An 11,605-nucleotide genomic window follows, 5' to 3' on the forward strand; every position below is an offset into this window, starting at 1 on the left:
CAGCGACGAGTAGCGACGATCGGCCTCAGTCGCTGGCCGATTCCGTGCCCGGACCGACCTGCTCGCCGGCTTCGACGCCGTCAGGGCTTGGCGGCTCGGCGCGTGGCAGTCGCAACGTGACGATCGTGCCGGTGGGCTCGTTGTCCGCGAAGCTGATCTCGCCGTCGTACTGCTCGACGATCCAGGAAGCGAGCCAGAGCCCGAGGCCACTCCCGTGCTGTAGGGGCGTCTCGCGGTGTTCCCGGATCGCCTCGATCTCGTAGGGGTGGATCCCGGGACCGTCGTCGGCGATCGAGACCGTGACGGATCCGTCGTCGGTCGCGTCGATGCGCGCAGTCACCGTCGCGGTGCCCTCGTTGTGACGAACGGCGTTGTCGAGGACGTTCTCCACCGCGGTCTCGAACAGCGCGCCGGCAGCCACCCAGTGATCGTCCTCGGCCTCGATCGTCACGGACGCATCGGGGAACTCCTCGCGGACCTGCGACACAGCCGGCGAGACGAACGACTCGGCGGGACGGACCTCGGTGGCGACCTCGGCGTCGAGCGTGTCGTGGATCGCACGCGCCTTCTCGCCGATCTCCACGAGTCGACGGGCCTCGTCCTTGATCGCGTCGACGTGTTCGGTCGAGCCGCCCCCGTCGTCGAGCATGTCGGAGCGGCCGAGAATCACGTTCATGTTGTTCCGGAGGTTGTGCCGGAGGATCCGATTCAGGACGTCGGTCACCTCGTAGAGCCGCTCGAACTCCTCCTCGCGACGTTCGAGTTCGTCCCGCGATCGCACAAGTTCGTCGATCGTCCGCTCGCCGCTCGACACCACCAGGAACGCGAACACCGCCCCCAGTAAACTGAACGCACCAGTGACGGGAACGAGCAGCGACTGGTGAGCGGTGAGGAGGAGCCACGCGGCGACCAGGTACCCGACGAAGAAACAGCTGATCAAAATGCCGGCTGCCGCCCAGTACTGCCGATACCGCCGGCTATCGACGAGGTCGAGGAGCGATCTGATCTGCAGGAGCGCGAGGAGGAGCACGAACGCACCGGCGACGAAGGGTACTGCGAGCGCGATCGACTCGGTAGACGCCACGGTCACGCGACCCCGTTTGGATCCTGCTCCCGTTTCGCCCGACTACACTGGTATATCACTACGATCACTACGCCGCGTCTCGGGTGAGCAAGCTGTTCTGTATGCCCCGATAAAACAGTTCGGGCCGTTCCTGTTAGTTCGTTATCTCGTCGTGGCGACGGCCGAGAGATGTACCGACGAACGTTTGAAAAACCATGATGGATTGCAGCAGTTGCACACCCTACAGCGAAAGGACGGGGAAGCATCCGCAACGGCAGGAGCGGCCCGTGCAGCTCGAGCCGTTCCGTACTCAACTATGGATATCCCGTGCGGGCGCCGGGGTGCGTTAGGGTACCAGTTCCGACACGGATTTTCGGGCCGATTTTCGAAATCGGAAACCGGCGTCTGTGAGGTGCTACGTGGTGCAAACGCGGAGAACGGAATCGGCTCGAAACCGACTTTATTTCGGATCCGCCCTCCCCGATTTGAACGGGGGACAAGTCGATCTACAGTCGACTGCTCTACCAGTCTGAGCTAAGGGCGGGCATCGAGTCAATCAGCCGGACGCGGATAAAAGACTTACCTTTCCGCAAGAGGGCGACCGGCCGATGCCGGTCGATCGTGGACGGCGTGTGGCCCGAAGTCCCGACGACGCGATGGGGTGCAAGCTGTCGACGTGGCCGTGTTTGCAAGCACAGGATCGCGAGTGGAAACAGCGATCCGAAGCTGCTGGCCTCCGCGCTCGGCCGTCAAATCGATAGCGCGATCGCACACGCGAGGCCGGTTCGAATCGAGCGTCTGTGGATCGACCGCCTCGTCGATCAACGGTTTGCGCCGGAGTGTGGTACAGCGACGTGTACGGACGAAAACGGCTCGATCACTGGAGTGCAACGGTTCGACGGTACTGTAGTCATCGGCCGTCTCGTGCGGTCCACCGGACGTGTACACTGTGTCACAGCGAATCAGACCGTGTACCACAGCAGGGAGAACGAACTGCACGTCGAGACGTAGTGGGCAGTGGACAGGCGAATCTGTAAACACGCCGCCAAGATATCGAACGGGTCGAAATTGGGGAGTAAGCGTCGCTTACCCAGTCGGCCTCGTGGGCTGGTGGCTCCCGTCGGGGCGACCCGCTGCACCGGCTGAATCGACGGCAACCGACCTCCGAAACGGTGATAGACTCGGGCGTGAGCATCTCTTCCGCTCGTTTACACCAGTGTGATACGTCGGCGTTACCTTTATTACCCTTGCCTCAGAGGGTACGTCTGCGTAAGACGGTCGTCTTACACGCGACGGCACCCCCCAAATGCCGGCGCCCTACCCGGGTTTACGCGTGGAGGACTCGATGCGTGTACGACACGCGCCCGCCGTCTTACTAAACGGGGAGCTAATAACCATGGAGCGTGTGACACTCCGCATTCCGAAACAGCAGATCGAAGCAGTGGAACGTATGGTCGAGTCGGGCGAATTCCCGAACCGGTCCGAGGCCATCAGGGCCGCGGTCCGAGAAAAGATCAAGGACCAGGGAGAACCGGTCCACGAGCGCTCGCGAGAGCGTACCTGGGCAAAGGTGTAAACGATGCAAGACATCGTCCAGGACGCCCTCGAGAACGCAGAGCAAGAACAGCGCGATATGGAGGACGTCTCCACCGACGGTGACGAGTTCGGGGACCCCCGGATCGTCATCGTCGGGGCTGGTGGTGCGGGTAACAACACCATCAACCGCCTCTACAACATCGGCGTCGACGGCGCCGAGACCATCGCGATCAACACGGACAAGCAGCACCTGAAGATGATCGAGGCCGACACGAAGATCCTCGTCGGCAAGTCCCTGACCAACGGACTCGGTGCGGGCGGCGACCCCAGCATGGGCGAGCGCGCAACCGAGATGGCCCAGGGCACGATCAAGGAGGTCCTCGGCGAAGCGGACCTCGTGTTCGTCACCGCCGGTATGGGTGGCGGCACGGGGACCGGTGCGGCACCGGTCGTCTCGAAGATCGCCAAGGAGCAGGGTGCGATCGTCGTCGGGATGGTCTCGACGCCGTTCAACGTCGAGCGCGCGCGGACGGTCAAGGCCGAGGAGGGGCTCGAGAAGCTTCGCGACGAAGCGGACTCGATTATCGTCCTCGACAACAACCGGCTGCTCGACTACGTCCCGAACCTCCCGATCGGCAAGGCGTTCTCGGTGATGGACCAGATCATCGCCGAGACGGTCAAGGGGATCTCCGAGACGATCACCCAGCCGAGCCTCATCAACCTGGACTACGCGGACATGACGACGATCATGAACCAGGGCGGCGTCGCCGTCATGCTCGTCGGGGAGACCCAGGACAAGAACAAGACCGACGAGGTGGTGAAAGACGCGATGAACCACCCGCTACTGGACGTGGACTACCGCGGCGCCTCCGGTGGGCTGGTCCACATCACTGGCGGCCCCGACCTCACGCTGAAGGAGGCCGAGGGAATCGCCGACAACATCACCGAGCGACTGGACGCGAGCGCCAACGTCATCTGGGGCGCCCGCATCCAGGAGAACTACAAGGGCAAGGTGCGAGTCATGGCGATCATGACGGGCGTGCAGTCCGCACAGGTCCTCGGTCCGAGCACCCAGCGCCAGGCTGACCGCTCGCGCGCCGAGCTCGAAGACGTCGACTTCGACGCGTCGAACAACGTCGAGACCGTCTCCGCCGGCGGCGCACAGAGCGACGGTGGGCAGGACGTTCGCGACCGCGAGAACGGCGTCGACGTCATCCGGTAGTTCCGTCGCCGACCCGGTCGGTCATTCTTCGCGAGTCAACCGCCGAGCGACGGCGTTCCAATCGACAGTCAGTTCCGCCGACCATTTGGCACGGGGGACAGCGTTCGTCGAACGTTAATATTGCAGATTCTATCCCGTAAATAACATAACGACTATCACAGAGGCCATCATTGAGTCATTGAGTTCCATGGTACGGACTGACCATTCACGCAGACGGATCCTGCAAGCATCGGGCGTCGCGATCGCAACGGCACTCGCCGGCTGTGGTGGCGGCGGCAGTGCCGATGACGGTGGCACCAACGCCGACATCACGGTGACGCTCGGCGGAGACCAGGGAATCGATCCACGAACTGTAGAGGTTGCCGTCGGCGAGACCGTCAGCTGGCAAGCCATAGAAGGGGGCGGAGATTTCTTCATCCGCAACGTGACGGGGCCGGAAGACGGCTGGTCGGGGCCGGGCGCGAGCGCTATTTCCGGTGACCAGACCCACACGCACACGTTCGAAGTCGCCGGAACATACGAATACGAGGTTCGTGGGATCTCCGGTACGGGAACCGTCGAAGTCACGGAGTGACCGGTCGACACCCCAGGCAACGTGCCTGAACTGCGGTCTACACTGATGGTTCTCAGGCGAACTCCATCTAGGAAAGTAACGAGCAGGTGCGACAGACGTCCCGCGCCGTCGAGGCGCCACAGCGCTCGCACTCGCCGACGTCGGCCGACCCGTTCTCCCGGGCGTCCGCGGCCAGTTTGGCCAGCTCCTCGTAGCCCGAGAGGATCGAGTGTCGCGTGCCCGGATGGCCGTCCTCGAGCTCGTGGAGGAGCTCCTTGATCTCGCCGCGATAGGCCTCCTCGGCGTGGGGACACTCCGCGATCTGTGCCGGGAGATCCCGGAGATGGGCGTAGAGTGCGACCTCGGACTCGGGGACGTCCCGGAGTGGCTTCGCGCGCGGAACGAACTCGTCCTGATCCGCCCGGTCGTCGATCGGACCCAGCGACGCCTCGAAGTGTTTGGCGATCTGGTCGACGTCGCCCTCGAGGACGTTCATCAGCGCGGTCTGGGCCTCGTCGTCGAGGTTGTGCCCCGTCAACAGGAGATCGGCGCCGAGTTCGTCGGCGTACCGTTCGAGGACGTCCCGGCGAAAGACCCCGCAGTAGGCACAGGGCGCCATATTTTCGGGGTCCTCCTCGGCGACGTCGTCCATTCGCACGCCGTGTTCGTCCTCGTAGGCCACGAGTTCGAGCGGAACGTCGTACGATTCGGCGAACGTCTCTGCCGCCTCGACGCTCTCGTCGCGGTAGCCGTCGATCCCCTCGTGAACCGTCAGCGCGTGAAGCTGGACGCGGGGGTCCTCCGCGAAGGTGTCCTGGAGGATTGCACCGAGAACGACGCTGTCCTTGCCGCCTGAGAGGCCGAGCACCCAGGTCGTCGGCGAGTCGGGCGTTGCGTCGTCGGGCAACAGGCCGTCCTCGCGCACCCGGCTCCGAACTCGTTTCTCGACGGACCGGCGGAAGTGCGTCTCACAGAGGTGCGTGCCGGCGTAGGCTGCGTGGGTGACGGCCTCGCGGTCGCACTTGGTGCACTGCATCGCGAGGAGCTATCGGTGGCAGCGTGATGACGGTTTCGCAACGGGCGAACCCGGCGACGCCGGACCGCCGCCCGGACGAGCCCGACGGCAGCGTTCGAGCGATAGCGCACGAACGCCGCGACCGACGGGAGCGGTCAGAAAGGTAGTTAGTGCTTGATCTCCGAGAGCCGATCATGGCCGAGTGGTCGCGCCGAGGTGGATTACTCCTGCTCGTGCTCATCCTGGGAGTCGCGGTGCTCTCGACGCCAGTGGTCGCCCACGAGGGCCACGTCGGGCACGAGAACGGCCAGGACGACGGGCTCTCGATCTGGCCGTTCTTCGTCGTGTTCGGGGCGGTCTCCGCTGGTGGGAGCCTGCTCGCAGGGCAGCAACTCGACGTGCCACGGGAGTTCGCGATCGGGCTGGCAGCTGGTGGAATCGCGATCGCTGTCGGTGGCGCCTTCCTCTGGCTGCTCTGAAACCGAGCCCGTCGGAACGCACCCACCGATCAGTTCGGCGATCGCCGTCGATCGTGCGCGATCGGCGCGCGAGCGGGGGAATGCCTTTTCGACCGGCGGTCCTCGGTGTCGTATGGTCCACGTCGCAGTCGTTGGCGCCTACGGGAGTGCGGGAGTCGCTGCTGCTGGCGACCTCGCCGACGGAGAGGACGTCGAGTTGACGCTGATCGACGACGGCGAGCCTGGCGGCGGGCTCTGCATTCTCCGGGGCTGTATGCCGTCGAAAGAGGTGCTCTCCGCGGGGGCGCACCGCTACCAGGCCCGGGCGGATCACCGACTGATTGGCGTGCCCGAGGTCGACCTCGAGTCGGTGGTCGCGACGAAAGACGAACACGTCCACTCCTTCGCGGAACACCGGCGCGCGAGCGTCCACGACCTCGCCGAACGCGAGTCCGTTGAGTTCGTCCACGGGACGGCAAGGTTCGTCGACGATCGCGCGCTCGCGATCGACGCTACGGACGGCGACGACCGGACGATCGAGCCCGACTACGTCGTCGTCGCGACCGGCTCGACGGTGAACGTCCCCGACCTCCCCGGCATCGAATCGGTCGACTACGCCACGAGCGCCGACGTCCTCGACGCGACGACGTTCCCCGATTCTGGCGTCGTGATGGGCTTTGGCTACGTCGGCCTGGAGCTCGCGCCGTACCTGAGCGAGGCCGCGGGCATGGACGTCACGGTGATCGAGCACGACGAGCGGCCACTCGACGAAGCGGACCCCGAATTCGGCGAGGAAATCCTCGATTTGTATCGCGAGGAGTACGGGATCGAGATCCTGACGGAGACGACCGAGCGAAGCGTCGAACCGACCGACGACGGCGGTGTTAGACTGGCGGTCGAACGAAGGATCGACGCCGACGGCGAAGGGCGGACGGAGACGGTCGAGGCCGACGAACTGTTCCTGTTCACCGGCCGCCGTCCGAACCTCGACGGACTGGGACTCGCCGACGCCGGGATCGCGCCCGGAGAGAACTGGGTCGCGGACACGATGCAGTGCCGCGACAACGACCGCGTGTTCGTCGTCGGCGACGCCAACGGGAAGGAGCCGATCCTTCACGTCGCGAAGGAGCAGGGGTTCCAGGCGGCCGCGAACGTCCTCGCACACGCCCGCGGCGAGTCGATGACCCCCTACGAGAACGTCCGCCACCACGTGATCTTCACCGGGCTGGGCGTCTATCCCTACGCCGCCGTCGGCTGCTCGAAGGCCACCGCGGAGTCCCAGGAAATCGACCACGTCGCCGTGACGCGAGCGGCGAGCGACGACGGCGTGTTCAAGACCAAGGACGTGCCCGAGGGGCTCGCGACGCTGGTCGTCGGCGCCGACGGTACGGTGCTTGGCTACCAGGGGCTCCACTATCACGCCGACGTGATGGCGAAGACGATGCAGGTCGTGGTGGAGCTGGGCCTCGACGTTCGGGAGCTTCCCGATCGAGCCTTCCACCCGACGACGCCGGAGATCCTCGACGGCCTCTTCCGCGACGCAGTGGCTGCGCTGGAGTGAGCCGAGCCGGAGACTGGCGGATCCGGACGAGCCCGCCGTTCCCGTGACGTGGGAACGCTACCCGCCCTATAGGAGCACCGCCGACGAAGAATCAACCGATGACGGACACCGCCGACGATCCCACCGGCGCCGCGGCCGAACCGCTCCGCGCACGCCTCCGCGTCGAGCCCCACGAGTCGGCGAGCTGTGCCGTCCTCTCCGCGGGCGAGCGTGGCGAGGAGATCGTCCAGACGAGCTGTGGCGAGGCGGACGACGGGGACTGCGCCTGTCGGGCCGCCGTGACCGTCGACGTCGGCGGCGAGCAGTCCCGGGAGTTCGTCTCCGGCGCCGTTGGCGAGTACTGCGTCTGTCCGGCGTTCCGCGAGGTGAACTGTGCGGCGGAGATCGAGGGGTTCAGCGCCGGCGCCCTGATCGTCGACGTTACCGTTCCCGACCGGGCGGCACTCCGCGACCTCGTCGACGCAGTACGGGAGCGCGAGGCCACGGTCCATCTGGAGCAGGTGCTCCCGCTCGAAGCCAGCGACGGTCGCCGCGAGCTCAGGGTGGACGCCGGCGCGATCACGGCGAAACAGCGCGAGGCGATCGCAGTGGCCGTCGACCGGGGGTACTACGAGCGCCCGCGCGCGACCGATCTGGACGCGATCGCCGACGCGCTCGGGATCTCCCGGTCCGCCGCGTCCGAACGTCTCAACGCGGCGGAAACGACGCTGATCCGTGCGCTCGTCGACGCCACCGACCTCGAGCAGGTGGGCGAGGCGGAGCTGGCCACGAGGGACGATGGGACGACCGGTGCGCCCGAGGAAGCGGTGTAGAAGAGGACCGGACGGTCCGCTCGAGCGGGCCGCGTGGACGGGCGTCGACCTCATCGCCGCCTAAAGTCCCGTAGTATCCTGCACGGCAGTGAGGGGGTCGAGTTCCCTACGTTCAATCGTGATGACGGACGACCAGCGACGATCGAACCGGGGTGAAGGACCGTGCTGAGCGACGGCGTCGCCTACGAGGTGACCGTCGAACTATCCGACCGCCACCGCGAGCGGTTCGAGGAGTGGTTTCCCAACGTCGTGCTCGACTGGACGACCCAGCCCGACGTGCGGAGCTTTCGGATCTATCGCGGCGTGGACGACGACGGCGAGCAGGTGCGGTTCGTCTTCACGTTCGGGGCGGAGGCGGACTGGGAACGATTCGTCCAGCGCAGCGCACACCGCGAGCGGATGGCGCGGCTCGAATCCGTCTCGGCAGCGGTGCGAACTGCACTCTGGGCACCGGCTGCAGTCGCACTGCACGGGGACGGCGACGCGATCGTCCGGGTGGCTGAGTCGGGCGCTCGAGACGCACTCGACGTCGAGTCGGCAGCGATCTAGCCCGAGGTGTGACGGCTGCTGCCGACGTCGGTGAGCACCCGCGAGCGCCACTCCTGACGCCCGGTTCAGCGACCTCAGAGTCAGCGACCTGCGATCGACAGTGGAGCGCGACGATAGTGCTGTACGAGAATCGTGCAAACGGTGAACGTGTCGTAGGACGATCGCGCAGACGACGGTCGGACAGCATGACGAGCCGTAGACGACGATCGAAACGTATGACGATCGTGCGGACGGCGGTCGGGCAGTATGATGAGCGCGCAGACGACGACCGGTCAAACGATCCCCCGGCCGTGCGCGACGAGCGACGATCTCCGACTTAAACACCAGTATACTTCGGGGGAAGGGCGACCGGACCTGCCCGCAAAGCTGCAACCGTAAGGTGAGCTAACTGTGCCAACTGACACGGCGACGGTCGACACCCGACTGTTCGGTCGGGACGTGGCGTACAGCTTCGACGGGCCATGGGGCGCCTACTGGCTCGTGTTGCTCCGCGTGATCGCGGGGTGGTGGTTCCTGAACGCGGGGCTGGGGAAGGTCCTGGAGCAGGGGTTGCTCTACGACACGACTGGCTGGCTGGAGATGGGGACCCAGGGGAGCGTCCTGCACCCCGTCTTCGAGTGGTTCGCGCTCAACGCGGCGTTCGTTCCCAACCTCCTCGTGCCGTGGGGCCAGATCGCGATCGGTCTCGGGCTGATCGTCGGGCTGCTGACGCGGCTCGCCGCCGCGAACGGCATGATCCTGGCCACGTTCTTCTACCTCGGGAACGCGGGCTGGAGCAACGGGATGGTGACGAGCGAGCTGTTCGGACTGCTCGTATTCGCGACCATCGCGCTGTTCGGCGCGGGGCGCGTCTACGGCCTCGACGGCTACCTCGAGGGGACCGAACTGCTCGAGCAACATCCACGGCTGCGGTACCTGATGGGGTGACCAACGAATGCAACCACGCGAATCCACGGCAGATCTGATCGCCATGCTCGGTGGCGGACTGATCGTCCTCGGCGTCGTCGTCCTCGGCGCCCTGAACACGCTGACGCAGAACCCGCACATCGAGCAGACCAACGAGGCGGGCGCAGTCACCGCCGAACCGCTCGTGCCCCCGGACCTCCGGGCGTACATAGTGCTCGCCGGGCTGGCCATCTGGCTGTGTTACGCCGTCTACAAGCTGGCACAGCCGGCCGAACCCATCGAGCGGACCGCCGCCACACCGGCCGACGACTGAGCGGGCTGCAGTCTGCCCTCCTCCGTCCCAGCCCGGAGCGGGATGTGAACGGGACCCGGTCATTCTCTCGATTTGCAATAGTTTCGAGGATGCATCAGCTGTGGATACTATTTCGATCACTGCGGCGGCGTCGAAGCTCGATGCGAATTCGCGATCGATAGCCGTCGAGGAGCTGCGTGCCGTCGACGTCCGATTCCCGCGGGGCGGAAACGGTGCCCCATTTATATGGGGTTGGACTGTGAACTGCCAGTTGAGGGATCACATATGGCAACTGACCGGAGACCGGCTGAACGCACGCTCGACGCGGAACTGTTCGGACGCGACGTCACGTTCGATTACTCGGAGAGCTGGATCGCCTACTCGGTGGTGTTGCTCAGAGTGGCCATGGGCTGGATCTTCCTCCAGGCGGGGCTGGAGAAGTGGACGGGGAACGGGATCGAGGGCATCCAGAACCAGCCCCTGACCGGCGGCTTCAGCGCCGCAGGCTACCTCAACAACGCCTTACACCCTGACAACCCGGCACAGGACCTGTTCGCCGAGATGGCCGGTGTCACCTGGGTCGACCCGCTGGTCGTCTGGGGGCAGATCCTCATCGGCGTCGCACTGATCGTCGGCCTCCTCGTGCGATGGTCGGCGTTCTGGGGCGCGCTGATGATGCTCCTGTTCTGGCTCTCGCACCTGCAGGGCGGGATCCTGGCGGGGCTGCCGGTCGAGCACGGGTGGGTCGTCGACGAGACCGTCGTCTACGTGCTCCTCCTGTTCGGGCTCGCCGCGATCGGCGCCGGCCGGATCCTCGGCCTCGACGCGAAGCTCGAGGACAGCGAGGTCGTCCAGAACAACGCCTGGCTCCGATTCCTGCTCGGCTGAGCCCGGGTCGGTCCACGATCCGAACGTCGGCGAGCGCGCGGCGATCAGTCCCCGTTGTCGATCGCCGTCTCGAAGCCGTCCTCCGTTCTCGCGACGCCAGCCGCGCAGACGGCGTGTTCGAAGTCGAACTCGTAAGCCTCCTCCGCAGCGGCGACCGCGTCGGTCGCATCGAACTCGACCGGCGAGGGCGCGTCGCGTCCGTACGTCGCGACGAGCGTCGGTCGCTCGACCGCCTTGACGAGTAGCGCGTCGTTTCGCACGATGCCGACGTGTGCGCCGTCGCCGTCGAGGACGCCAGCGATCCGCGGCGTGTCGTAGTCGTCCTTCTCGTAATCGAGTGCGAGCAGCGCGTCGGCGAGCGCGTCCCGTGCCGGGTAGCCGAGCTCGACTTTCTCGACGATCGGATCGACGTGCGAACCGTTGCCGAGCACTGCCGCCGGCTCCTCCCGGGGCCCTTCCGCGGTCGTTCGCAGACAGTTGTACTCGACGTAGGGGTTGTCGGTGGGCGGTGCGTCCTCGGTCGGGCCGACGGTGAGCGTGCCGTCCCGGTCGCGGATCTCGCGGTTCGGGAACGATCGCGAGGAGACTCGATAGGCTGCGACGTCCGGCCCGACGACGACGAAGCGTCCGACGTACATGCACGCCCGTCGAACGCGACGTGGAATGTAGTTGTCGGAGCGATCCAGGCACGCACGATTCGCCCGGCTCGGCGAAGCGGCGCTCACCGAACCACACTGCGCCGCGGCGGGT

13 protein-coding genes and 1 tRNA gene are annotated in these 11,605 nt (G+C 65.9%); 10 read left to right on the plus strand and 4 right to left on the minus strand.

The window, feature by feature from the left end:
• Nucleotides 1-25: 25 nt before the first annotated feature.
• Both ACZ5KP_RS03755 and ACZ5KP_RS03760 read right to left on the minus strand, forming a co-directional pair.
• On the minus strand, nucleotides 26-1,090 hold the full coding sequence (locus ACZ5KP_RS03755) for a sensor histidine kinase (RefSeq protein WP_460920041.1): 1,065 nt from the start codon (nucleotides 1,088-1,090) through the stop codon (nucleotides 26-28).
• Between the two features lie 443 nt (nucleotides 1,091-1,533).
• Nucleotides 1,534-1,607: transfer RNA gene (locus ACZ5KP_RS03760), tRNA-Tyr, on the minus strand.
• 852 nt (nucleotides 1,608-2,459) lie between these two features.
• Here ACZ5KP_RS03760 and ACZ5KP_RS03765 point away from each other — a divergent pair.
• The 3 genes from ACZ5KP_RS03765 to ACZ5KP_RS03775 all read left to right on the plus strand — a co-directional run bounded on the left by ACZ5KP_RS03765 (nucleotide 2,460) and on the right by ACZ5KP_RS03775 (nucleotide 4,395).
• Nucleotides 2,460-2,639 carry a ribbon-helix-helix domain-containing protein gene (locus ACZ5KP_RS03765; RefSeq protein WP_460921116.1) on the plus strand — a complete coding sequence of 60 codons (180 nt, stop codon included), beginning with the start codon at nucleotides 2,460-2,462 and terminating at the stop codon, nucleotides 2,637-2,639.
• Nucleotides 2,640-2,642: 3 nt separating this feature from the next.
• Nucleotides 2,643-3,821, plus strand: coding sequence for a cell division protein FtsZ (gene ftsZ / locus ACZ5KP_RS03770; RefSeq protein WP_460920043.1), 1,179 nt, complete (start codon nucleotides 2,643-2,645; stop codon nucleotides 3,819-3,821).
• 187 nt (nucleotides 3,822-4,008) lie between these two features.
• Entirely contained in the window at nucleotides 4,009-4,395 is a 387-nt protein-coding gene (locus tag ACZ5KP_RS03775) for a cupredoxin domain-containing protein (protein WP_460920045.1), read from the plus strand.
• Nucleotides 4,396-4,462: 67 nt separating this feature from the next.
• Here ACZ5KP_RS03775 and ncsA read toward each other — a convergent pair whose 3' ends face one another.
• Complete coding sequence (gene ncsA, locus ACZ5KP_RS03780; protein WP_460920047.1) at nucleotides 4,463-5,410, minus strand: tRNA 2-thiolation protein NcsA; 948 nt, start codon at nucleotides 5,408-5,410, stop codon at nucleotides 4,463-4,465.
• Between the two features lie 173 nt (nucleotides 5,411-5,583).
• Between ncsA and ACZ5KP_RS03785 the strand changes: the two genes are divergently transcribed.
• The 7 genes from ACZ5KP_RS03785 (at nucleotide 5,584) to ACZ5KP_RS03815 (ending at nucleotide 10,855) form a co-directional block, all read left to right on the plus strand.
• Complete coding sequence (locus ACZ5KP_RS03785; RefSeq protein ID WP_460920049.1) at nucleotides 5,584-5,868, plus strand: hypothetical protein; 285 nt, start codon at nucleotides 5,584-5,586, stop codon at nucleotides 5,866-5,868.
• Nucleotides 5,869-5,980: 112 nt separating this feature from the next.
• On the plus strand, nucleotides 5,981-7,408 hold the full coding sequence (locus ACZ5KP_RS03790; RefSeq protein WP_460920051.1) for a dihydrolipoyl dehydrogenase family protein: 1,428 nt from the start codon (nucleotides 5,981-5,983) through the stop codon (nucleotides 7,406-7,408).
• A gap of 98 nt (nucleotides 7,409-7,506) precedes the next feature.
• Nucleotides 7,507-8,220 (plus strand): helix-turn-helix domain-containing protein, encoded by a 714-nt coding sequence (locus tag ACZ5KP_RS03795; RefSeq protein WP_460920053.1) that lies wholly within the window; start codon nucleotides 7,507-7,509, stop codon nucleotides 8,218-8,220.
• A gap of 162 nt (nucleotides 8,221-8,382) precedes the next feature.
• Entirely contained in the window at nucleotides 8,383-8,769 is a 387-nt protein-coding gene (locus ACZ5KP_RS03800) for a hypothetical protein (protein ID WP_460920055.1), read from the plus strand.
• Between the two features lie 390 nt (nucleotides 8,770-9,159).
• Nucleotides 9,160-9,696: a DoxX family protein gene (locus ACZ5KP_RS03805; RefSeq protein ID WP_460920057.1), complete on the plus strand. Its 537-nt coding sequence runs from the start codon at nucleotides 9,160-9,162 to the stop codon at nucleotides 9,694-9,696.
• A 7-nt stretch (nucleotides 9,697-9,703) separates the two neighbouring features.
• Nucleotides 9,704-9,988: a hypothetical protein gene (locus tag ACZ5KP_RS03810; RefSeq protein ID WP_460920059.1), complete on the plus strand. Its 285-nt coding sequence runs from the start codon at nucleotides 9,704-9,706 to the stop codon at nucleotides 9,986-9,988.
• A 264-nt stretch (nucleotides 9,989-10,252) separates the two neighbouring features.
• Entirely contained in the window at nucleotides 10,253-10,855 is a 603-nt protein-coding gene (locus ACZ5KP_RS03815; RefSeq protein WP_460920061.1) for a DoxX family protein, read from the plus strand.
• Nucleotides 10,856-10,899: 44 nt separating this feature from the next.
• Here the strand turns inward: ACZ5KP_RS03815 and ACZ5KP_RS03820 are convergent, their stop codons facing one another.
• Complete coding sequence (locus ACZ5KP_RS03820) at nucleotides 10,900-11,493, minus strand: IMP cyclohydrolase (RefSeq protein ID WP_460920063.1); 594 nt, start codon at nucleotides 11,491-11,493, stop codon at nucleotides 10,900-10,902.
• Between the last annotated feature and the right edge of the window lie 112 nt (nucleotides 11,494-11,605).

Source organism: Salinarchaeum chitinilyticum (assembly GCF_055390775.1).

Bases quoted from the DNA above. Each gene is read 5' to 3' on its own strand.
- ACZ5KP_RS03815 (WP_460920061.1), top strand. From the start codon at position 10,253: ATGGCAACTGACCGGAGACCGGCTGAACGCACGCTCGACGCGGAACTG.
- ncsA (WP_460920047.1), bottom strand. From the start codon at position 5,410: ATGCAGTGCACCAAGTGCGACCGCGAGGCCGTCACCCACGCAGCCTAC.
- ACZ5KP_RS03785 (WP_460920049.1), top strand. From the start codon at position 5,584: ATGGCCGAGTGGTCGCGCCGAGGTGGATTACTCCTGCTCGTGCTCATC.
- ACZ5KP_RS03765 (WP_460921116.1), top strand. From the start codon at position 2,460: ATGGAGCGTGTGACACTCCGCATTCCGAAACAGCAGATCGAAGCAGTG.
- ACZ5KP_RS03820 (WP_460920063.1), bottom strand. From the start codon at position 11,493: ATGTACGTCGGACGCTTCGTCGTCGTCGGGCCGGACGTCGCAGCCTAT.
- ACZ5KP_RS03775 (WP_460920045.1), top strand. From the start codon at position 4,009: ATGGTACGGACTGACCATTCACGCAGACGGATCCTGCAAGCATCGGGC.
- ftsZ (WP_460920043.1), top strand. From the start codon at position 2,643: ATGCAAGACATCGTCCAGGACGCCCTCGAGAACGCAGAGCAAGAACAG.
- ACZ5KP_RS03790 (WP_460920051.1), top strand. From the start codon at position 5,981: ATGGTCCACGTCGCAGTCGTTGGCGCCTACGGGAGTGCGGGAGTCGCT.
- ACZ5KP_RS03795 (WP_460920053.1), top strand. From the start codon at position 7,507: ATGACGGACACCGCCGACGATCCCACCGGCGCCGCGGCCGAACCGCTC.
- ACZ5KP_RS03810 (WP_460920059.1), top strand. From the start codon at position 9,704: ATGCAACCACGCGAATCCACGGCAGATCTGATCGCCATGCTCGGTGGC.